18 protein-coding genes are annotated in these 21,800 nt (G+C 71.1%); 11 read left to right on the top strand and 7 right to left on the bottom strand.

What is annotated here, in order from left to right:
- Window position 1 precedes the first annotated feature (1 nt).
- Window positions 2-1,699 (bottom strand): formate--tetrahydrofolate ligase, encoded by a 1,698-nt coding sequence (locus tag MRBLWH3_RS05255; protein ID WP_363429371.1) that lies wholly within the window; start codon window positions 1,697-1,699, stop codon window positions 2-4.
- 135 nt (window positions 1,700-1,834) lie between these two features.
- Here MRBLWH3_RS05255 and MRBLWH3_RS05250 point away from each other — a divergent pair, with 135 nt between their 5' ends.
- The 3 genes from MRBLWH3_RS05250 (at window position 1,835) to MRBLWH3_RS05240 (ending at window position 4,898) form a co-directional block, all read left to right on the top strand.
- Window positions 1,835-2,296 (top strand): GNAT family N-acetyltransferase, encoded by a 462-nt coding sequence (locus MRBLWH3_RS05250; RefSeq protein WP_363429369.1) that lies wholly within the window; start codon window positions 1,835-1,837, stop codon window positions 2,294-2,296.
- 233 nt (window positions 2,297-2,529) lie between these two features.
- Window positions 2,530-4,008, top strand: coding sequence for an APC family permease (locus MRBLWH3_RS05245; protein ID WP_363429367.1), 1,479 nt, complete (start codon window positions 2,530-2,532; stop codon window positions 4,006-4,008).
- Window positions 4,005-4,898 carry a universal stress protein gene (locus MRBLWH3_RS05240; RefSeq protein ID WP_363429365.1) on the top strand — a complete coding sequence of 298 codons (894 nt, stop codon included), beginning with the start codon at window positions 4,005-4,007 and terminating at the stop codon, window positions 4,896-4,898. Before MRBLWH3_RS05245 ends, MRBLWH3_RS05240 begins: the two co-directional genes overlap by 4 nt.
- Before the next feature lie 296 nt (window positions 4,899-5,194).
- Here the strand turns inward: MRBLWH3_RS05240 and MRBLWH3_RS05235 are convergent, their stop codons facing one another.
- From MRBLWH3_RS05235 to MRBLWH3_RS05225, 3 genes are all read right to left on the bottom strand, one after another.
- Window positions 5,195-6,142: a glycoside hydrolase family 3 C-terminal domain-containing protein gene (locus tag MRBLWH3_RS05235; RefSeq protein ID WP_363429363.1), complete on the bottom strand. Its 948-nt coding sequence runs from the start codon at window positions 6,140-6,142 to the stop codon at window positions 5,195-5,197.
- A 66-nt stretch (window positions 6,143-6,208) separates the two neighbouring features.
- Window positions 6,209-8,197, bottom strand: a complete 1,989-nt coding sequence (gene recQ / locus MRBLWH3_RS05230; RefSeq protein ID WP_363429361.1) for a DNA helicase RecQ — start codon at window positions 8,195-8,197, stop codon at window positions 6,209-6,211.
- Window positions 8,198-8,414: 217 nt separating this feature from the next.
- A complete protein-coding gene (locus MRBLWH3_RS05225; protein WP_363429359.1) occupies window positions 8,415-8,951 on the bottom strand; it encodes a DUF1697 domain-containing protein in 537 nt (178 codons plus the stop codon).
- 171 nt (window positions 8,952-9,122) lie between these two features.
- Here MRBLWH3_RS05225 and MRBLWH3_RS05220 point away from each other — a divergent pair, with 171 nt between their 5' ends.
- Window positions 9,123-10,001, top strand: a complete 879-nt coding sequence (locus tag MRBLWH3_RS05220) for an SDR family oxidoreductase (RefSeq protein ID WP_363429357.1) — start codon at window positions 9,123-9,125, stop codon at window positions 9,999-10,001.
- A gap of 97 nt (window positions 10,002-10,098) precedes the next feature.
- On the opposite strand, the gene MRBLWH3_RS05215 is transcribed toward MRBLWH3_RS05220, so the two are convergent.
- A complete protein-coding gene (locus MRBLWH3_RS05215; RefSeq protein WP_414685294.1) occupies window positions 10,099-12,753 on the bottom strand; it encodes a DEAD/DEAH box helicase in 2,655 nt (884 codons plus the stop codon).
- A gap of 164 nt (window positions 12,754-12,917) precedes the next feature.
- Window positions 12,918-13,775: an SGNH/GDSL hydrolase family protein gene (locus tag MRBLWH3_RS05210; protein WP_363429355.1), complete on the bottom strand. Its 858-nt coding sequence runs from the start codon at window positions 13,773-13,775 to the stop codon at window positions 12,918-12,920.
- Between the two features lie 203 nt (window positions 13,776-13,978).
- Between MRBLWH3_RS05210 and MRBLWH3_RS05205 the strand changes: the two genes are divergently transcribed.
- The 7 genes from MRBLWH3_RS05205 (at window position 13,979) to MRBLWH3_RS05175 (ending at window position 20,369) form a co-directional block, all read left to right on the top strand.
- Window positions 13,979-14,305 carry a GNAT family N-acetyltransferase gene (locus MRBLWH3_RS05205; protein WP_363429353.1) on the top strand — a complete coding sequence of 109 codons (327 nt, stop codon included), beginning with the start codon at window positions 13,979-13,981 and terminating at the stop codon, window positions 14,303-14,305.
- Window positions 14,306-14,319: 14 nt separating this feature from the next.
- Window positions 14,320-15,306: a pirin family protein gene (locus MRBLWH3_RS05200; RefSeq protein ID WP_363429351.1), complete on the top strand. Its 987-nt coding sequence runs from the start codon at window positions 14,320-14,322 to the stop codon at window positions 15,304-15,306.
- A 146-nt stretch (window positions 15,307-15,452) separates the two neighbouring features.
- Window positions 15,453-16,004 (top strand): ECF transporter S component, encoded by a 552-nt coding sequence (locus MRBLWH3_RS05195; protein WP_363429349.1) that lies wholly within the window; start codon window positions 15,453-15,455, stop codon window positions 16,002-16,004.
- 80 nt (window positions 16,005-16,084) lie between these two features.
- Window positions 16,085-18,007: an ABC transporter ATP-binding protein gene (locus MRBLWH3_RS05190; RefSeq protein ID WP_363429348.1), complete on the top strand. Its 1,923-nt coding sequence runs from the start codon at window positions 16,085-16,087 to the stop codon at window positions 18,005-18,007.
- On the top strand, window positions 18,004-18,852 hold the full coding sequence (locus MRBLWH3_RS05185; protein ID WP_363429346.1) for an energy-coupling factor transporter transmembrane component T: 849 nt from the start codon (window positions 18,004-18,006) through the stop codon (window positions 18,850-18,852). Before MRBLWH3_RS05190 ends, MRBLWH3_RS05185 begins: the two co-directional genes overlap by 4 nt.
- A gap of 33 nt (window positions 18,853-18,885) precedes the next feature.
- On the top strand, window positions 18,886-19,758 hold the full coding sequence (locus MRBLWH3_RS05180; RefSeq protein ID WP_363429343.1) for a siderophore-interacting protein: 873 nt from the start codon (window positions 18,886-18,888) through the stop codon (window positions 19,756-19,758).
- Window positions 19,755-20,369 (top strand): ECF transporter S component, encoded by a 615-nt coding sequence (locus MRBLWH3_RS05175; RefSeq protein ID WP_363429341.1) that lies wholly within the window; start codon window positions 19,755-19,757, stop codon window positions 20,367-20,369. The genes MRBLWH3_RS05180 and MRBLWH3_RS05175 overlap by 4 nt, the downstream gene beginning before the upstream one ends.
- A 167-nt stretch (window positions 20,370-20,536) precedes the next feature.
- Here the strand turns inward: MRBLWH3_RS05175 and MRBLWH3_RS05170 are convergent, their stop codons facing one another.
- Complete coding sequence (locus tag MRBLWH3_RS05170; RefSeq protein ID WP_363429339.1) at window positions 20,537-21,700, bottom strand: acyl-CoA dehydrogenase family protein; 1,164 nt, start codon at window positions 21,698-21,700, stop codon at window positions 20,537-20,539.
- Window positions 21,701-21,800 lie beyond the last annotated feature (100 nt).

The raw sequence follows: 21,800 nt of genomic DNA, 5'->3' as shown, positions 1-21,800 counted from the left end.
GTCAGAAGAGCCCGACGATGCGCCCGTCGTCGTCGACGTCGATCGTGTTGGCTGCGGGCACGGCCGGCAGACCCGGCATGGTCATGATGTCGCCGCAGATCATCACGACGAATCGCGCCCCCGCCGCCAGCCGCACCTCGCGGATGTCGACGACGTGGCCCGTCGGAGCACCGCGCAGCTTCGGATCGGTGGAGAACGAGTACTGCGTCTTCGCGACGCACACCGGGTAGCCGCCGTAGCCCTCGTCCTGCAGGCGCTTGATCTGCGCCCGGACGGCGGTCGACGCGGTGATCTCGGACGCCCCGTAGATGCGCGTCGCGATCGCGCTGATCTTGCGCCACAGGGAGGCGTCATCCGGATACGTGAAGCGGAGAGCGGATGCTGCCTCCTCGGGTTCGGCGGCGCGCGCGTCGCAGAGCCTCACGACCTCGCGCGCCAGATCCTCCGCCCCGGCGCTCCCCTGGGCGAAGTGCTTCGCGACCACGGCCGTGACCCCGACGGACTCGGCAGCCGCGACGAGCGCCGCTGTCTCAGCATCCGTGTCCTCCGCGCGGTGGTTGACCGCGACGACCGTCGGGATCCCCCAGGTCTCGCGCAGGGTCTCCAGATGGCGCAGGAGGTTTGCGGTGCCGTGTTGGAGGGCCGCGACGTTCTCGCGCGGGAGGTCGGCGACCTCGACGCCGCCGTGGTACTTCATCGCGCGCACCGTCGCGACGACCACGGCCACGTCGGGCCGGAGGCCGGTGGTGCGACACAGGATGTCGACGAACTTCTCTGCGCCCAGGTCGGCGCCGAAGCCGGCCTCGGTGACGACGTAGTCGGCCATGCGCAGCGCGGAATCGGTCGCGAGGTACGAGTTGCACCCGTGTGCGATGTTCGCGAACGGCCCGCCGTGCACGAACGCCGGCGTGTGCTCGAGGGTCTGCACCAGGTTCGGGGCGAGCGCGTCGCGGAGGATCGCCGCCATCGCGCCGTGCGCGTGCAGGTCGCGGGCGCGGATCGGGGTGCGGTCGCGGGTGTACGCGACAACGATCTCACCGAGGCGATCCTTGAGGTCGGCGAGACCGGTCGCGAGACAGAAGATCGCCATCACCTCGCTCGCCACCACGATGTCGAAGCCGTCCTCGCGGGGATAGCCGTTGGAGGGGCCGCCGAGCCCGATCACTGCGTCGCGCAGCGCCCGGTCGTTGACGTCGAGCACGCGCCGCCAGGTCACCCGGCGTACGTCGATGCCGAGCGCGTTGCCGTGGTGCACGTGGTTGTCGATGAGCGCCGCGAGCAGGTTCGTCGCGATGCCGATGGCCGAGAAGTCGCCGGTGAAGTGAAGGTTGATGTCCTCCATGGGCACGACCTGCGCGTAGCCGCCGCCTGCCGCTCCGCCCTTCATGCCGAACACCGGCCCGAGCGCGGGCTCGCGCAGGCAGATCATGGCCCGCTCGCCGATGCGGGTGAGCGCGTCGCCGAGGCCGACGGTTGTCGTGGTCTTGCCCTCCCCCGCGGGCGTCGGCGAGACGGCGGTCATGAGCACGAGCCGCCCACGCGACCTTTCCCGGAGCGTGCGAAGGTGCCGCAGCGACACTTTCGCCTTGTAGCGGCCGTAGGGCTCGAGCTCCTCGTCAGGAATGCCGAGCCCCTCGGCGATCCGGGTGATCGGCCAGAGTTCGGCCCGCTGTGCGATCTCGATGTTGCTCGTGGCCACGCCGTTCTCCCCTGACACGTTCCCGGCCCCCGCCCCGTCGGCGGGCGCCGTCGCCCGCCGCTGCCAGCCTAGGGGGCGGGTCGTGGATCCACAGGAGCACGTGACGCGGGGCTCACGCATCTCTACCGTTGAGACATGGCCCCTCAACCGGTGCGCAGAGCGACGGTCGACGATGCCGATGTCGTCGCCCGCCTGCTGCACGACTTCAACACCGAGTTCGACACCGACACGCCCGGTCCGTTCGTGCTGGCCGAGCGGCTGCGGCGCCTTCTCGCCGACGGGCAGACGCTCGCCCTCCTCGGCGGGGAGCCCGCCAGTGGCGTCGCGCTCTTGACGCTGCGACCCAACGTCTGGTACCCCGGACCGGTGGCGCTCCTCGACGAGATGTACGTCGTGCCTGACGCCCGAGGCGGCGGCATCGGCGGCGCGATCGTGGACCGACTGATCGCGGACTGCCGTCGTGACGGCGTGTCGGCGATCGAGATCAACGTCGATCAGGCCGACGTCGATGCGCAGCGCTTCTACGAGCGACACGGCTTCCAGGGCGTCGACCCCGATACCGGCGAGCGGGCGTACTACTTCTCGCAGGAGCTGTAGTCCGCGGGTCAGGACCCTGAATCGGGGGCGCCGGCGACAACCTCCGATTCTGTGCTTCCTCCGAGCGGACGGATGCTGCGCCGCGAGGTCGTGGCGCGGCATCCGTCCGCCCTGCCGCCTGTCTGGACTCTCAGACAGGTGCGCGCAGCACGGGTCTGTACCGGCTGCGCCTCGCCCACCAGACTGGGGAGACCCGGGCGCGATGGCCCGGGCCACCTCGTGGGGAGTCCGACATGGCCGCACTCGGCGAGCAGCTCTTTCGACGCAAGCCCATCGTCATCCAGCAGAAACACCACAAGGGCGAAGAGCTCGCCCGGAACATCGGCACGTTCCAGCTCATGATGTTCGGCGTCGGCGCGACCGTCGGCACCGGCATCTTCTTCGTTCTGAGCGAGTCGATCCCCGAGGCGGGCCCTGCGGTGATCATCTCGTTCATCGTCGCCGCGATCTGCGCCGGCCTCTCGGCGCTGTGCTACGCCGAGCTCGCCTCCGCCATCCCGGTGAGCGGCTCCACCTACTCGTACACCTACCACGCACTGGGCGAGATCTGGGCGGTGATCATCGCGGGCTGCGTGCTGCTGGAGTACGGCGTCGCCGTCTCGGCGGTCGCTGTCGGCTGGAGCGGCTACTTCAACGAGCTGCTCGAGAACACCCTCGGATTCCGGCTGCCGGATGCCCTCTCGGTGTCATTCATCCCCGGATCCGATGGAGCGGCGACCGGCGGCATCATCAACCTGCCCGCCGTCGTCCTCGTGGGCCTGTGCTGTCTGCTCCTCATCCGAGGGGTCGCCGAGTCGGCCACGGTCAACACGATCATGGTGCTGATCAAGCTCGGGGTGCTGGCGCTGTTCATCGTCCTCGGCTTCACCGCCTTCAACGCCGACCACTTCGAGGACTTCTTCGCGTTCGGCGCAGCCGGCATCAGCGCCGCCGCGGCGACGATCTTCTTCTCGTTCATCGGCCTCGACGCCGTCGCGACGGCGGGCGAGGAGGTGCGCAATCCGCAGAAGGCGCTCCCGCAGGCGATCATCGGCGCCCTCATCATCGTCTCGACGGTGTACATCCTGGTCGCGATCGCGGGGCTGGCCGCCGAACCGGTCGAGTTCTTCTCGACCGAGGAGGCCAGCCAGGCGGGCCTCGCGCAGATCCTCGAGAACATCACGGGCAACCCGGTCTGGGGCACGATCCTCGCGGCCGGCGCGGTCGTCTCGATCTTCTCGGTGACGCTGGTGACGCTCTATGGCCAGACCCGCATCCTGTTCTCGATATCGCGCGACGGCCTCGTCCCCCGCCGGTTCCTCAAGGTCAACGCCAAGACCATGACGCCGATCTACAACACGATCGTCGTCTCGGCGATCGTCGCGGTCATCGCCGGGTTCGTTCCGTCGGACTACCTGTGGGACACGGTCTCGATCGGCACGCTGGTCGCCTTCAGCGTCGTGGCGCTCGCGGTCATCGTGCTGCGGCGCACGAAGCCCGACCTCGAGCGGCCCTTCCGGGTTCCGCTCTACCCGGTGGTGCCGATCCTCACGATCGCCGCGTGCGTCTACATCCTGTCGGGGCTCGCGGCCGTCACGTGGGTGATCTTCGGCACCTGGATCGCGATCGTGCTGCTCTATTACTGGTTCTACGGACGGAAGCACGCGACGCTGAACGACTACACCTCTCCGGAGCAGATCGCCGAGCCGATCCATCCCGAGGACGAGACGTGACGTACCTCGTCGGCTACGGACCGCGCCACGACGATCGCAGCGCGATCGAGCTCGCGTTCCAGTTCGCTCGCTCGCATCCCGAGCCGGTCGTCGCGGTGTCGGTCGTTCCGCGGGGGTGGGGCACCCCGCTCGCCGGCGGCGTCGACCGCGAGTACGAGGAGTGGGCCGCGGGCGAGGGGCGGCTGAGCGCGGAGCTCGCCCTGGCGGACTTCGCCCACCACCCCGGCATCCCCGCCGAGGCGGTGTGGGTCGCAGGCAGGTCGGCGCCCGCGACGCTGATCGAGCAGGCGGTGGCGCGGGACGCGCGGATGATCGTGGTGGGATCTGCCGAGGATGCCGAGCCCGGGCGCATCCGGCTCACCTCCAAGACCGACCGGCTGGTCCATTCCTCACCCCTGCCGGTGGCCATCGCGCCGCGCAGCTACCGCACCAGCAGCGCGGTCACGAGGGTGACCGTCGGCTTCCGCGACGACGACGCCAGCTGGTCGCTGCTGAACCGTGTGGCCCAGTTCAGCCGGATCGCGTCGGCCCGAATGCGCCTGATCACGTTCCTCGTGAATCCGTCGCGTCGTCCGGTCACCACCGACATCAGCCACGCGCAGACCCAGGTCATCGAGCTGTGGGCGGTGCAGGCCGCCGCCGCACAGCAAGAGGCGGCCGCGCACCTGAAGACGCTCGGGTTCTCGGACGACGAGCTCGAGTACGGCATCGCCGCCGCCGGCGACTGGGGCACCGCGGTCTCGTCGGTCGGCTGGACCGAGGGCGATGTCATGGTCGTGGGGTCATCGTCGACGCACCGTCTGGCCCAGGTGTTCCTGGGCTCCAGCGCCTCGAAGATCCTGCGCCACGCATCCGTGCCCGTCGTGGTCGTGCCCGGCGTCGCCGGGTAGCCCCGCGCCCGTTCCGCCGGCACCGCCGCTCGGCGGCGCACAACTCAGGCAGAACGGCGCGAAGCGCCGCCGCAACAGCCTCCCGCGGCCGTTCTGCCTGAGTTATGCGACTGTGGGCGTCCTGGACTCACGCCCGGCGCCGCCGGTAGCTCGGCCAGGGCACGGCAGCCGGCACGCCCGCCCGTTCCGCCGGCACCGCCACTCGGCGGCGCACAACTCAGGCAGAACGGCGCGAAGCGCCGCCGCAACAGTCTCCCGCGGCCGTTCTGCCTGAGTCATGGCCCGTGCCTGGCGGTCTACGGCTTGAGCGAGAGGCCGTGCCCGAAGCGGAACAGCGGGTCGGCGGTGTCGAAGGGGACGTCGGGACGGGATGCCTCGACCGCCGCCATCGAGCCCGGCACATCGAACGGCAGCTTGCCCGTCGCCGGGGCCGCGCCGGTCAGCACGTCCAGGAGCGCGTCGGCCCCCGCGCCCCAGTTCGCTGCGACCGCGGCTGCGACCTCCACGATCGGGCCGAGGATCGCGGGACGATCGAGGAACACGTCCACGATCGTCGGCACGACCGCCGACACCTCCCGCACATGGGCGACGACCTCCTCGGGGAAGTCGAGCGACCCCGCGTGGAAGAAGTTCTCGAACATCGTGCCGCGCTGCTCGTACGGCGCCTGCAAGCGCAGGATCGCAGCATCCGCTTCCTCCGGCGTCTGGACGACCTCGCCGAACCGCGCTGCCACGTCGGGCGCGACGCCCTCGACGTAGAGCTTCACACCGCGGCGCAGGGGCAGGGTGCCGTCGTTCGAGAGCACGGTGATCGAGGCGCGCTGCGCGGCCTCGCCGGCGGCCCGGAACTCGATCGACCCGACGATGGCGTCGGCCGCCTCGACGTCGACGAACGGGTTCTCGAACAGGCCGAGCTCGAACTTCTCGCGGAGCAGGCGGCGGGCGGAGACGTCGAGGCGCTCCTCACTCACAAGGCCGTCGCGCACGAGGCCGAGAAGCAGCGACGGGTCGTGCGCGCCGCCGAACTGGTCTGCGCCGGCGTCGAGGATCTTCACCATGCGTTCCGCGGGGGTGAGGTGCTCGACGCCCCACGCGCGGGCGGCGAAGTCCGTGCCCATGATCGGCTGATCGGTGACGAGGCCCCAGTCGGTGCAGACGATGCCGTCGAAGCCGAAGCGCTCGCGCAGCAGGCCCGTGAGCACGCCCTTGTTGAAGCCGAAGCCAACCTCCTCGTACGCGCACATCGTGGCGCTCGGTGGGAGCACACGAGCTGGCGGGGCTTTGCGACCGCCTGACGCGGCCGCCCCACGTCAGTCGGCGGCGACCACCGCGAGCACGGCCTCGCCGTAGGCCTCGCGCTTCTTGGCGCCGATGCCCGAGACGCCGTCGAGGTCGGCGAGGCTCTCGGGCCGGCGCTCGGCGAGCGCGCGCAGCGTCGCGTCGCCGAACACGATGTAGGCCGGCACGCCGAGCTCTTTCGCGACGCCGGCGCGCCAGGCGCGCAGCGCTTCGAACAGGCCGGCGTTCGCGGGGTCGAGACTCTCGGGAGCGGTGGTCTTGCGCACGCGCGCAATCCCGCCGGAGCGGCCCATCACGTCGCGGCGGAGGGGCACGGGCGTCTCCCCGCGCAGCACGCCGGACGCCGACTCACCGAGAGCGAGCGTGCCGTACTCGCCGCGGGCGACCAGGATGCCGCGGGCCAGCAGCTGGCGGATCACACTGCGCCAGTCCTGATCGCTGAGGTCGGCGCCCAGCCCGTACGTCGAGATCCGGTCGTGGCCCTGCTGCCGGATGCGGTCGGTCGAGGCGCCGCGGAGGATGTCGACGAGGTGGCCCGCACCGAACGCCTGGCCGCGCTCGCGCTGCAGCCGCACGATCGTCGACAGTAGCTTCTGCGCGGGCACGAGCCCGTCCCACGTGTCCGGCGCCTCGAGGCACGTGTCGCAGTTGCCGCACGGGGCCGAGGCTTCGCCGAAGTAGGCGAGCAGGTTCTGGCGGCGGCATCCGACCGTCTCGCACAGGCCTAGCATGGCGTCGAGGTGCTGACCGAGCCGGGTCTTGAACGCGCGGTCGCCGGGCGACTGGTCGATCATGCGGCGCTGCTGCACGACGTCGCCGAGCCCATAGGCCATCCACGCGACGGATGCCTCGCCGTCGCGGCCCGCGCGGCCGGTCTCCTGGTAGTACCCCTCGACGGACTTCGGCAGGTCGATGTGCGCGACGAAGCGGACGTCGGGCTTGTCGATGCCCATGCCGAACGCGATCGTCGCGACCATCACGACGCCGTCCTCGCGGAGGAACCGGGACTGGTTCGCGGCGCGCGTCTCGGCGGGAAGGCCCGCGTGATACGGCAGGGCGTCGACGCCCTGCGCAGAGAGGAACTCGGCCGTCTGCTCGACCGACTTGCGGCTCAGCGCGTAGACGATGCCCGCCGCGCCGGACCCCTGCGAACGGATGAACGCGACGAGCTGACGCCGCGGGTCGGACTTGGCCTCGATGCGGTACTGGATGTTCGGGCGGTCGAAGCTCGACACGAAGTGGCGCGCCTGCGGCAGCTGCAGCCGCTCTGTCATCTCGCGGTGCGTCGCGGGCGTCGCCGTCGCCGTCAGCGCGAGGCGCGGCACCCCGGGGAACCGTTCGGCGAGGGCGCCCAACGCGAGGTAGTCGGGCCGGAAGTCGTGGCCCCACTGCGACACGCAGTGCGCCTCGTCGATCGCGATGACGCTGAGCTTTCCCCGCGCGAGGAACCGCAGCGTCGTCTCGGTGTTGAGCCGCTCGGGGGCGACGTAGAGCAGGTCGAGCTCGCCCGCGAGGTATGCGCGCTCGACGGCCGCGCGTTCGGGCGGCGCCTGCGTCGAGTTGAGGTAGGCGGCGCGCACGCCGTTGGCGACGAGCGCATCGACCTGGTCGTGCATCAGCGCGATGAGGGGGCTCACGACGAGCCCCGTGCCCGGGCGCGCGAGCGCAGGCACCTGGTAGCAGACGCTCTTGCCGCCACCGGTGGGCATGAGCACGACGGCGTCGCCGCCGGCGATCACGTGGTCGACGATCGCGCCCTGCTCGCCCCGGAACGCGTCGTACCCGTACACCTCTCTCAGCACAGTGCCGGCGTCGACGCCGGCGAAGTCCCGGCGAGGACCGGCTCCTGCGAACGGGTCGATCGACGTCGAGCCGCCCGCCACCGGGTCGGGCGGCGGCATCCATCCGTCCTCCGGCGGCGCCCACGAGTCGTCGGGCGGGGGCGCGAACTCGGGCTCCCACGCGAGGTCGGCGTACGGGTCGCCCTGGGGGATTGTCACCTGTCCCAGGGTAGCCGCGGCATCGGACGCGCTCCCCCCGCGCGCCCGCCCCGGTGCACAAGTCGAACCCCACTCAGTTCCCTGGGTCGTGTGGAGGAGCCTCTCGGCATCCTCAATTGAGGATCGGGGCCGAGACGAGGGGCGGCGCGCCGGGATGGGGTCCGCATTCCGGCCCTGGTCCTCAATTGAGGACAGGTGAAGCCGCGCCACGGCGAGTTCAGCACCACTTGGCGGCGAGGGTCGTGATGACGTTGAGGTTGCGGTTCGTCGCGACCCCGAGCAGTTTCGCGGCTCCCAGCGGATCGACGTTGCCCGCCTGGTACCCCGGCCCCAGCAGGGCGTGCGCCGCGCGTCCGCTGACGACCATCTCCCCGGCGTCCGTCGCCATCTCCGCGATGCGCGCGACGGTGGCCTTCGGCAGCCCGTCCTTGAGCAGGTAGACGTAGTGCCGCGCCAGTCCCGGGTGCTTCTCACTCAAGATCGAGGCCTCAGCCGCGATCGCCTTCAGCTCGGCCGTCGTGAACACGATCGCCGGCACCTCGAACCCTCGGTCGGCGGCGAACGCGTCCTCGAGCGCCTTCTCGATCTTCGCCCGCGAGCGCATCGGTGTCGTGAACCGCACGTTGCCGGTGTTGATGTGCGTCTCGACGTCGGTGAACCCGACGCCCTCGACCACACGCACGATGTCGGCCTTCGGGAACTTCCGGTTCGCCCCGAGGTTGATCGCCCGCAGGAACGCCACGTAGGTCGGCATGCCGCCATCATCCCCGAGAACGCCGCCCCCCATGCGGGACCGGGTCCGGCGATCCGCTAGCCTCGTCGCATGCAATGCCTGTGACCCGTCTCCGTCACCACCCCGTCTTGCGCGATCCGCGCGGACGCAGAATCACGGATGCCGCGTGCCGGCGTCCTCGAAAGGCATCGCATGTTCTCCTCCCCGTCGTCCCTGCCGCTCGCCGGCAAGACCGCTCTCGTCACCGGCGTCTCGCGCCGGCGGGGCATCGGCTTTGCCGTCGCCACCGAGTTCGCGCGGCTCGGCGCCGACGTCTTCCTCCACCACTACCGCCCGCACGACACACGCCTGCCGTGGGGCGGCGACGACCTCGACGCCGTGCGCGAGGCCCTGCGCGCGGAACTCGCGCCGGGCGCGCAGCTCGGCGACATGAGCGCGGACCTGCGGGACGCAGCATCCGTCCCCCTCGTCATCGGGGCCGCGAAGGCGCTGACGGGGCGGCTCGACATCCTCGTCTGCAACCACGCGCAGTCAGGCGACGACGGGTCGATCCTCGACATGACGGCCGAGCGGCTCGACGCGTTCTGGCAGACCAACACGCGGTCGACGCTGCTGCTGACGCGGGAGTTCGCGGCGCCGCACGCGGGCGCACCCGACCCCGCCTCGCGTCCCGGTGAGCGCGTCGAGCGGCGGGGTCCGTTCGCCGAGCCGACCGGGCGCGTGTTCTGGATGACGTCGGGGCAGATCCACGGAGCGATGCGCGGCGAGGTGGCGTACGCGGCGAGCAAGGCCGCGCTTGCCGGCGTCACGAAGACGGTGGCGGCAGAGCTGCTCGACCTCGGCATCATCCTCAACACGATCGATCCGGGTCCCGTCAACACGGGCTACCTCGATCCCGAGACGACCGACCGGCCGCTCGAGGAGATCGAGGCGTGGATGCGGTCGACGCCCTTCGGCCGCTACGGCGAACCCGCCGACCCCGCACGCCTCATCGGCTGGCTCGCGACATCCGACGGCGCGTGGGTCGTGGGCCAGGTGTTGTCGACCGACGGTGGCCTCGGGCTCGGCTGACGTCGACCGGAACAGGAGACCTGGCGAGCACAGGGCGCTTCGCCACCCGCCCTCCCGCCTACGCCGGATCTCCTGATCCCGCAGACGCAGCGCGCGGTTACAGCCGCACGACCTCGGTCACCCTCACGACCGCGGTGCCCGCCTCCTCCGAGGCTGCGAGGTCGACGACGCCGCGGATGCGCCAGTCGTGGTCGCCCGCCGGGTCGTCGATCGTCTGCTCGACGCGCCAGACCCCCGACGCCGCAGCATCCGTCTCGTCCACGGTCACGAGCCGCGGCGACCGCGCCGCGCCGCCCGTCAGGATCGCGTCGTGGTCGTCGAAGTAGGCGTCGAGCGCGGCCGGCCAGTCGACGTCGGGGTCGAGGTCGACGAGCTCGTCGTCGCGCTGCAGCGCGGCCAGCTGCACGCGCCGGAACAGCTCGTTGCGCACCAGCACGCCGAACGCGCGCCGGTTCGTCAGCACCGACGGCGGCGCGGGCGGAACGACGGGCGCCGATGGGTCGTCGACCGGGTTGACCAGCGCCTCCCACTCGTCGACGAGGCTGGAGTCGACCTGCCGCACGACCTCGCCGAGCCACGCGACGAGGTCGTGCAGCTCATCGGTCTGCGCCTCGGCGGGCACGGTCTGCCGCATCGCACGGTACGCGTCGGAGAGATACCGCAGCACGAGGCCCTCGCTGCGGGCGAGCTGGTACAGCGAGATGAGCTCCGAGAACGACAGTGCCCGCTCGAACATGTCGCGCACGACCGACTTGGGCGACAGCTCGAAGTCGCGCACCCACGGCTGGCTCGACGCGAACACCTCGTACGCCTGGCTCAGCAGCTCGTCGAGCGGCTTCGGGTAGGTGACCTCTTCCAGCAGCGCCATGCGCTCGTCGTAATCGATGCCGTCGGCCTTCATGGCGGCGACCGCCTCGCCGCGCGCCTTGAACTCCTGCTGCGACAGGATCGGCCGCGGGTCGTCGAGCGTCGCCTCGATGACACTCACCACGTCGAGCGCGTAGTGCCCGGTTCCGACTCCCGCACTGACGCGCGATGAACTCCACGCATCCGGTCCGGGGGGCGTCTCCTCACCCGATCCGGCGGGCTCGCCGATCGGATTCGTGGAGTTCTGCGGGCCGGTGGGCCGGTCCTGCGGGTCGAGCAGCTCGATCGCGGCGAGCGCGAACGGCGAGAGCGGCTGGTTGAGGGCGAAGTTCGGCTGCAGATCGACGGTGAGACGGATGCCTCTACCCGCGGCATCCGGATGCCCGGAGCGATCGATCTCGACCACGCCGGCCGTGAGCAGCGTGCGGAAGATCGCGATCGCCCGACGCGCGAGCTCGTAGCGCCGGGCGCGCGGCTCGTGGTTGTCGAACACCAGGGATCGCACGTTCTCGAACACGTCGCCGCCGCGTGCGATGACGTTGATGAGCATGGCGGCGGTGAGCTGCAACTGCGGCACGAGGGGCTCGGGCTCGGCCTCGACGAGGCGCTCGAAGGATCCGAGGCCCCAGTTGACGATGCCCGTCGGCGCCTTCTTGCGCACGATCTTCTTGCGCTTGGCGGCGTCGTTGCCGGCCTTGCGGAGCGCCGCCTCGTTCTCGATCTCCCACTCCGGCGCCATCACGACCACGGTCCCCGAGGTGTCGTACCCGGCACGGCCGGCACGGCCTGAGATCTGGTGGAACTCGCGCGCCGTCAGCTGCCGCATCTTCGTGCCGTCGAACTTCGACAGGGCCGTGATGAGCACGGTGCGGATCGGCACGTTGATGCCCACGCCCAGGGTGTCGGTGCCGCAGATGACGCGCAGCAGCCCGCGCTGCGCGAGCGTCTCGACCAGGCGCCGGTAGCGCGGCAGCATGCCCGCGTGGTGCACGCCGATGCCCGCGCGCACGTAGCGCGAGAGCGTGCGGCCGAACGCGGTCGTGAAGCGGAAGCCGCCGATCGCCTCGGCGATCGCATCCCGCTGCTCGCGGGAGACGATCCGGATCGACGACAGCGCCTGCGCCCGCTCCATCGCGGCGGCCTGCGAGAAGTGCACGATGTACACCGGCGACTCGCCGGTCTCGAGCAGCTCCGCGACCGTCTCGTGGATGGGCGTCCGGGCGTACGAGAAGTGCAGGGGCACGGGGCGCTCGACGCCGGTGATGCGCGAGACCGTGCGGCCCGTGCGGCGCTCGAGATCCTCGGCGATCGTGGTGACGTCGCCGAGCGTCGCCGACATCAGCACGTACTGCGCGCGGGGCAGGAGCAGCAGCGGCACCTGCCAGGCCCACCCGCGCTCGGGGTCGCCGTAGTAGTGGAACTCGTCCATGACGACCTGATCGACCGCGGCGTCGGCGCCCTGGCGGAGCCCGAGGTTGGCGAGGATCTCGGCCGTGCAGCACACGATCGGGGCGTCGGGGTTGACGGACGAGTCGCCGGTGACCATGCCGACGTTCGCGGCGCCGAAGATGTCGACGAGCGCGAAGAACTTCTCGCTCACCAGCGCCTTGATCGGCGCCGTGTAGTACGTGCGCCCGCCGCGCGCGACACACGCCGCGTGGGCAGCGACCGCCACGAGGGACTTGCCCGTGCCCGTGGGCGTCGACAGGATCACGTGGGAGCCCGACACGATCTCGATGACCGCCTCGTCCTGTGCGGGGTAGAGCGCGAAGCCCTGATCCCCCGCCCACTCGACGAACGCGTCGTACAGCGCGTCGGCGTCCGGCGATCCCGATGTGGATCCGGATGCCGCGGCCGCCGCCGCGATCGTCTCGAGAAGCGTCACCGTCCGAGTCTGCCAGGTCGCAGCATCCGCTCTTCTGCCCCTGGGGTGGGGGACGCCTCCTCCGCCGATCCGGAACGACAGCAGACGATGACGGATGCCGCGGCTGCGGCATCCGTCATCTCATCGGCCGCGGCACCGTGGCGTGAGCGGCCGTGGCGTCGGCTCTACAGCACCGACAGGATCACTTGCGCGTAGGCGGTGTATCCGGCGTACGTCGGGTGCAGGAAGCCGGCCGGGTCGTTCACCGGGTCGAGTCCCCACCACGGGTCGCTCGGCGCCTCCGGAACGAGCTGCACACCGTGCCCGGCGAACGCCTCGACCACGCCGGCGTAGACGACGTTCGCACCGTTCTCGGCGGCGATCGCCACGGCTGCCTGGATGGCGCCGTTGAGGGTGCCCGTCGCGCTGTTCACGGCGAAGACGAGGGAAGTGAGGGCCTGGCACCCCTGGATGCTCAGGAACTCCAGACACTCTTCGAGGTTCACCGGCTCGAGCAGGTAGGGGTAGCCCGTGACGACGATGGTGGCGTTCGGCGCGCGCTGCGCGACGCCGGCGATCAGCATCGCGAGCGGCTCGATCAGCCCGGGTGCGTCGCCGATGACTGCCTGGACCGCCGCCAGGCAGGCGTTGAGGTCGCCGCCGTCCGGAACCGTCGCGCACGGTGCGTAGACGGTGTCCAGGCCGAGGTCGTTCGCGCCCACGGTGAGCGTCACGAGCGTGGTGCCGCGGTTCACCTGCGACAACTGGGCCCACGTGTCGTCGATCGTCGCCCCGGTGCAGGCGGCGTTGCGGAGCAGACTGATCCTCGGCACGTCGTCGAGCTGGGCGGCGTAGCCTCCGTCGGTGCGCGCGCACGAGTCGAGGGGAACCCCTCCGCCTTGGCCCGCCGCGATGGAATCGCCGAGAGCCACGTATTTCGCCACCGGCTGCGGCGGCGCGGCCGTCGCGCTTGCGGCCCCGGCGCCTGTCAGGCCGAGGGCGAGTGCCACCGCCGCCAGCGCGGCGAGAATGCGTCGTTTCATGATTCCCCTTCGAATCCTTGACCGGATCGACTCCCCCGAATCGACCCGCGGCTGCATCGCCGTGCTCCTCGCCCCGCACGGACGCCGCGGATGACGCCGACGTTAGACCCGCCGCATGCTTCCCGCCAGGGGTGCACGTGTGCGCGCGGTGGCGGAATCGCGCGGCGGCGACGTACGTTGAGAACGACGACGGAAGGATTGACGTGACCGAGACGCAGACACAGACGCAGACCATCGTGACCCGCAACGACGAGGACCGCCGCTACGAGGTGCACGTCGACGACGTGCTCGCCGGCTTCACCGTCTTCCGCATCGACCCCAGGGGGCGCCTGCACTTCCCGCACACCGAGGTCGACCCGGCCTTCCGCGGTCGGGGCCTCGCGCAGATCGTCGTGGCGGAGGCGATGGCGGATGCTGCGCGCCGAGGCGAGACGGTCGTGCCGCACTGCCCCGTGGTGACGAAGTACCTGCGCAGCCACGACGTGCCCGGGCTCACCGTCGAGTGGCCCGACCAGCCGCACCCGGAGTGATCGGAGCCGCTGACGTGACCCGACTGGACGCCGACGACGCGGTCGCCACCGAATCCGCGGTCGAGTGCGCCGGCCCGCGCACTCTGCTGCTCGAGGCCCGCGAGGTGCCGCTCGGCGGCGTCCGCGCCATGTCGGTGCACCGCGCGCTGCCGCAGCGCGAGCTGCCGCTCGTCGGCGCCTGGTGCTTCCTCGACAGGTTCGGACCGCAGGAGACGCGCATGCGCGTCGAGCCCCACCCGCACATCGGTCTTCAGACCGTCACGTGGCCATATCTCGGGGACGTGCGCCATCGCGACTCCGTCGGCAGCGATGTCGTCGTGCGCCGCGGCGCCCTCAACCTCATGACGAGCGGCGCGGGCATCTCGCACTCCGAATACTCCGTGGGAGAAGACGCCGCACCCCTCGACGCGCTGCAGCTCTGGGTCGCCCTTCCCGAGTCGCGCCGACACGGCGGACCCGCGTTCGAGCAGCACGCGGTGCTGCCTGAGCTGGCGCTGCGCCCGATCACGGGTGAAGCAGGATCGGCCACGATCGTGCTCGGCGAACTCGCCGGCGTCGCGTCCCCCGCCACGGTGTACACGCCGATCGTCGGCGCCGAGCTGCGGATTCCGGCCGGCTCGAGCGTCACTGTGCCGCTCGACCCCGCCTGGGAGCACGCGCTCGTCGCCGTCTACGGCGAGGCCGCGGTCGTCGCGGACGCGGGCGACGACGTCGTCGTCGACGCGGCGCACCTCCTCTACCTGGGCACGCACCGAGACGACGTCGTGATCTCGAGCCCTGCCGGTGCGACGCTGTTCCTCCTCGGCGGCGAGCCCTTCGAGGACGACGTCGTCATGTGGTGGAACTTCGTCGGCCGCACCCACGAAGAGATCGTCGAGGCCCGCGAGGCCTGGGAGTCGGGCTCCGACCGTTTCGGCCACGTCGTCGACCACGGGGACGAGCGCATCCCCGCCCCGCCGATGCCGGCCGTGCGCCTCACGCGGCGCCGCCGCCGCCTGTGACGTTCCGCGCACACGCGTTCGGATGACGGATGCTGCGGCGCGCAGCATCCGTCATCCGCAACGCAGAGGAGCCCGGGCCTCAGATGAATCTCGGTGAATGAGGATTCAGTGAGAATCGCGCGGCCCCATCCCAGTACGCTGGGCAGGTGGCGGCCCGCACCCGGATTTCGACGAGCGTTCTGCTCACCTGTGCCGCGATCGGCGTCGCGACCGGCGTTCTGCAGGCGGGCGCGGGGGCGATCAGCGGCTTCGTCTCGGCCGGCGCGCCGATCCTGTACGGGCTCGTACTCGGTGTCCACGTGCTGCCCGGCGTCGTGGCGCAGGAGCTGCTCCGCCGCCCCTGGGTCGCGCTCATCACCCACATGGTCGCCGCGCTGGTCGCGAGTGCTGTCGTCCCCCTCTGGATCGGCCGCTACATCGGCACCGCCCTCCTCGTCGGCGGGCTCCAGGAGCTCGTCGCGGCGACCTCGCGCTACAAGCGCTGGGAGCCGTGGCGCTTCTTCCTCTCGGCGGTGATCGTGGGCGCGGTCATCGCGGCCGCCATCTGGATCGCGGCCGATGTGACGCGCTTCCCGCTGTGGGGGCAGATCGTGTACGTGGCCCTGTTCGTCATCGGGCCCGTCGCCTGGACGGCCGTCGGCCTCGCGATCGGCTCCGCACTGCGCCGCGCGGGGGTCGCCCGGCGCAGTCAGCGCTGATTCGCGCGTGCGCGGTGCCGTTTCGCCGCCATCGGGTCGACCGGTAAGTTAGGGAAGGCTAAGTTTCCCTCGACGATCGGATGCCCGTGTCCTCTGCCGTGCCGTTGCTGCGGGTGCGCGAGCTCGGCGTCACCCACGACGGCGAGACCACGCCGGCGCCGGCATCCGTGTCGTTCGACATCGCCCAGGGCGAGGTCGTGCTGCTGCTCGGACCGAGCGGGTCGGGCAAGTCCACGCTGACACTCGCGCTCAACGGGCTGCTGCCGCAGGCCGTGCCGGCGACGGTGACGGGGGCGGTCGAGGTGGACGGGCTCGACACCCGGGCGACGCCGGTCGCCGAGCTCAGCACGCGCGTCGGCATGGTCTTCCAGGACCCCGACGCGCAGCTCGTGACCGGCACGCTCCTCGACGAGGTGGCGTTCGGACCGGAGAACCTGCGGATGCCGGTGTCCGAGGTGCTCGCCCGCGCCGAGGAGGCGCTGCGTCGAGTAGACCTGTGGGAGCGCCGGCGTGAGAACCCCGATCGCCTGTCGGGCGGCGGACGCCAGCGGCTCGCGATCGCGTGCGCCCTCGCGATGGGCTCGCCCCTGCTCGTCCTCGACGAGCCGACCGCGAATCTCGACCCTGCCGGGATCGAGGAGGTCTACGCGGCGCTGGCCGAGCTCGTCGCCGCCGGCGACCGTGCCATCCTCCTCGTGGAGCACAACCTCGACGCCGCCGTCGGGTTCGTCGACCGGGTCGTCGTGCTCGACCATGACGGATTCCTCGCCGCCGACGGCACCGTGGACCACGTGCTGCGCGACCGCGCCGAAGACCTGCACGCCATGGGCGTGTGGCTGCCGGTGTCGACGATCGCCGCCCTGCGGCTCCGCCGCGCCGGGTTCACGCTCGACCCGCTGCCGCTGACACCCGACGAGCTCCGCACCGCGCTCGACGCGGAGCCTGCGCCGATTTCTCGCTCGTTGAGCGAGCGAGGAACGGGGTCGTCGAGCGAGCGTGCGAGTCGAGACGCAGAGTCGGAACGCGCAGAACCGGCGAGCAGCGCCGCCCGACTCATCACCGTCCGGAACCTCACTCTTCGCCGCGGACGCACCGAGGTGCTCCACGGCATCGACCTCGACATCCCCCGCGGCTCCTTCGTGGCCATCGTCGGGGCGAACGGCGCGGGCAAGACGAGCCTCATCCAGGCTCTCGCCGGGGTCGTCTCCCCACCCAAGGGCACCGTGCACGTCGACGGGCTCGACGTCGGCCGCGCCGACGCCCGCACCCTCGGCTCCCGGATCGGGTTCGTGTTCCAGAACCCCGAGCATCAGTTCATCGCGCACACCGTCTTCGACGAGATCGCGCACGGCCTGCGCGGACGGCGTCTCTCCGAGGGGGAGGTGCGAACCCGCACCGAGGCTCTGCTTGATCGGTTCGGACTTGCGGCGAAGGCCGACAGTCATCCGTTCCTGCTGTCAGGTGGGCAGAAGCGCCGCCTGTCGGTGGGCACCGCGCTCGTGGCCGGAGCCCCGGTGCTCGTGCTCGACGAGCCGACCTTCGGCCAGGACCGCGCTCGCGCCGACGAGCTGCTCTCCCTCCTCTCGGAGCTCAACGCCGAAGGCACCACGATCGTCGTCGTCACCCACGACATGCAACTCGTCACCGACTACGCCGACCGCACCGTCGTGCTCGCCGACGGCCGCGTGCTCGCCGAGGGCCCGACCGCCGACGTCTTCGCCGACGACGCGCTCATCGCGCGCGCGGGCCTGCGCCCGCCGCCGCTCCGCCGTGCTCTCCTGGGGGTGCGCAACCACCCCGAGCTCGCACGCGTCGCCCGCCTCGCCGACCTCCCCGGCACGTACACGCCCACTCCGCCCACCGTTCTCAGGACCGACGCCTCGAATCCGGTCGAAGCCGGGCACTTCCCCCCGCCCAGGTCCATCCGTCCTGAGAACGGCACGACCCCCGGCGCAGATGCCGCACCCGTTGCCACCCCGCACACGACGGGAGGCGCCGCGTGACCGACACCGGCCCTCTCACCGCGGCGACGGCGGCGCACTCGACGTTCGATCCCTACGCGCGGCGGGTCGAGGCATCCGCTGTTCGATTCCTGTATGGAATGAACCCGCTCGCGAAGCTCGCCGCCCCGCTGCCAGCGATGGTGCTGCTCGTGTTCGTCCGGGATGCTGCGACCCCGGCGGCCTTGCTCGCGCTCGCGTACGTCGTGCTGCTGGTGGGGGCGTCGTTCACGCGACGTCTCGCGGCGATCCTGTTCCTGGCGCTGCCGCTGAGCGCGCTCGTGATCGGCTTCGGGTTCGCCCTCTGGACCGATGCGTCGCGGGTCGACCAGTCCGTCGTGGTGTGGCAGATCGGCGGCTGGACGATGTACGGCGGAGCCCTCGAGGTCGGCTTCGCGACGGGGCTGCGCCTCGCCGCGATCCTCGCCCTCACGCTCATCGCCGGCCTCTCGACAACCGGCCCCGACCTCGTGCGCGCCGCCGTCCAGCAGCTGCGCGTTCCCTACCGCATCGGGTACACGGCGCTGGCGGCATTCCGCTTCGTCCCGCGGTTCGGGCATGAGCTGGACGTCATCCGCCAGGCGCACCGCGTGCGTGGCGCCCACGGCGACCGCGGACCGTTCGCCGCGATCGCCCGCTGGTTCGGGTACGTCGTGCCGCTCATGGCCGGCGCGATCCGCCACGCCGAGCGCGTCGCCCTCGCGATGGACGCGCGCGCGTTCGGCGCCCACCCCGACCGCACCGAGCGGTACCTCGTTCCGTGGCGCACGCGCGACACGGTGTTCGTGATCGCGTTCTGGGCGGCGTCGGCCGCGGTGTTCGCCGTCTTCTTCCCCTGGGGCCTCTGAGACCCCCTCGCCCTCCCGACAAGGAGCACCGACATGGCCCATCCCCGACTGGTCAAGCCCGAGACGCAGGGTCTCGTGCACCTCACGGTGCTGCGCACCGAGCGCCTGTCTGCGCACTGGATCCGCGTGACGCTGGGCGGCGGCGAGATCGACCGGTTCCGGCCGATGGGTTACGACCAGTGGTTCCGCCTGTTCCTCCCGCTCGGCGGCGACGAGGGCCTCGAGCGACTCCCCGCGAAGGCGAACAAGATGCTCGGGTACCTCAAGTACCTTCGCATCCCCGACGGTGTGCGGCCCGTCATGCGCAACTACACCGTCCGCGCCTTCCGTCCCGCGACGGCCACCACGGGCGCCGAGCTCGACGTCGACTTCGTGATCCACGGCTCCGCGGCCGACGGCACGGCCGGCCCGGCCTCGCGGTGGGCGCAGTCATGCCACGCGGGCGAGAGCGTCGTCGTGATCGACGAGGGCCTCACCTTCAACCCCGACCGCGGCACCGATCGGGTCGTGCTCGTCTCCGACGAGACGGGCCTTCCCGCGATCGCCGGCATCTGCTCCTCGCTGCCGTCGCACGCCACCGGGCTCGCGATCGTCGAGGTTCCCTCGGCCGAAGACGCCCTCGACTTCACGCACCCCACCGGCGTCGCCGTGCGCTGGATCGTCCGCGACCCCGACGTCAAACCCGGAACCCCGGCCCTGCAGGCGCTCCGCGACGCCTCGATTCCGGATGCTGCGTTCCACGCGTACGTCGTCGGCGAGCAGGCCCTCGCGACCGAGGGTCGCCGGCACCTCGTCGGCGAGCGCGGCATCCCGAAGGACGTGGTGAGCTTCTGCGGCTACTGGCGCGTCGGAGCCGCGTCGCCCGCCCCGAAGTCCCAGCGCGCGACGGCCGAGGCCCACTCGTGAGCGGGCCCGCCGCGGCGCCCACGCCGCCGCGGAGCACCCGCGGTCGCGTGACGACCGCGTACCTGCTGACATGCGCCGCGATCGGCGTCGCCGGCGGCGTGATGCTGTGGGGCGCCGGCTGGATCTCGACCGTGCTGTTCGCCACCGTGCCGTTCGTCTCGGTCGCGGTCGCCGGGCTGTGGCTGCTGCCCGCGACCGTCGCCCTGCGCCTGCTCGAGCGGCCGTTCGCCGGCGTCCTCGTGGGCGTGATCTCGGGGCTCGTGGTGTTCCCGTTCCTCGGCGCGGCGATCTGGTGGGCGTTCTTCGCCGAGCTGGCGTTCCTCGTGACCCTGTACCGGTCGTGGCGCACGTGGCAGTACTACGCCGGCGCCGTCTTCGTCGGAGCGATCTACCCCGTGCTCGCCGCCGAGTCCTTCAACCTCTGGGCCATGCAGCCGTGGGTGCTGGTGGCGTTCTTCGCCCTCACGATCGCGAGCTGCGTCGCGGGCGTCGCACTCGGGATCCTCGTGGCCGACCGCCTCCGCAAGGCGGGCGTCGCGAAGCTCGCCCGCCGCCGCGGCCTGGCCTCTCGCGGCCTCGGCCGCGGCGCCGGTCCCGCCGGCCAGCACTGACCCAGGAGGCTCCCCGCCCACGCCCTTCCGGCGACTCGCCGAGATTCCCGAGCCTCGCCACGCTTCCTGGCGACTCGCCACGACGCATGGCGCAGCACTCGAACGGATGCCGCGACGCGGCGCCTTCGAGGAGGCGCCGCGTCGCGGCATCCGTTATCGAATAAGGGTCAGCGCTTGCCGACGATCTGGCGGGACACGATGTCGCGCATGATCTCGTTCGTGCCGCCGTAGATGCGGTGCACGCGGGCGTCGAGGTAGGCGCGGGCGATCGGGTACTCGGTGATGTAGCCGTAACCGCCGTGCAGCTGCACGCCGACGTCGAGGAGCTCGGCTTCGCGGTCGGTCGTCCAGAACTTGACCTTCGCGGCCTCTTCGGCGGTGAGCTTCTCGTCCCTGTACAGCATCAACGCGCGGTCCACGTAGGCCCACATCACGTCGACGGTCGTCGCCATGTCGGCGAGCTTGAAGCGGGTGTTCTGGAAGTCGGCGATGCGCTCGCCGAACGCCTCGCGGCTGAGCACGTAGTCGCGCGTCCAGACGAACGCCGCCTCACCGGCCGCCGCCGCGGCGACGCCGATCGACAGGCGCTCGAGCGGGAGATTCATCATGAGCTGGATGAAGCCGAGCCCTTCCTTCCCCCCGATGAGGTTCTCCTCGGGCACGAACACATCGGTGAACGACAGCTCGGCGGTGTCCCAGCCGTGGAAGCCCATCTTCTCGAGCTTCTTGCCGTGGTCGAAGCCCTGCATGCCGTCCTCGAGGATCAGCAGGCTGAACGCGTCGGGACGGTTGCCCTCGCCGGTCTTCACGAACGTCACGACCATGTCGGCGGTCTTGCCCGACGAGATGAAGGTCTTCGCGCCGTTGACGATGTAGCCTCCCTCGACCCGCTTCGCGGTGGTCTTGATGCCGCGCAGGTCGCTGCCCGCACCCGGCTCGGTCATCGCGAGGGCGCCGAGGATCTCGCCGGTCGCCATGCCGGGAAGCCACTTCTCCTTCTGCTCCTGCGTGCCCATGTGCACGATGTACGGCACGGCGAGGTCGTCCTGGATGCCGAGTGCGCCCGACAGCGAGCCCAGGCCTGCGCCGATCGTCTCTTCGAGCACGATCGCGCGGAAGCGGTAATCCTGCAGCATGCCCGCGCCGCCGAACTCCTCCGGCACCGACAGGCCGATGATGCCGGCCTCGCCCGCGGCGAGCATGGTGGCGCGGTCGATCTCGCCGTCGGCGTCCCACTGCTTGCGCTTCTCGTCCGACGCGTAGCGCTTGACGAACTCCTTGACGACGTCGCGGAACGCCTCGTGGTCCTCGTCGTAGATCTCGCGCTCCATGATGCGCCTTCCTCTCGTCCTCGAGTCTGCGTCGAGACGCCACTCCGCTGGAATTGCATCTCACAACATATGGTACTCAGTTTCAGCGGTTCACGGATGC

It is taken from the genome of Microbacterium sp. LWH3-1.2 (genome assembly GCF_040675855.1).
GTDB lineage: Bacteria > Actinomycetota > Actinomycetes > Actinomycetales > Microbacteriaceae > Microbacterium.
The sequence above is the reverse complement of the archived record's forward strand: the minus strand, read 5'-3'. Positions and strand labels throughout refer to the sequence as shown.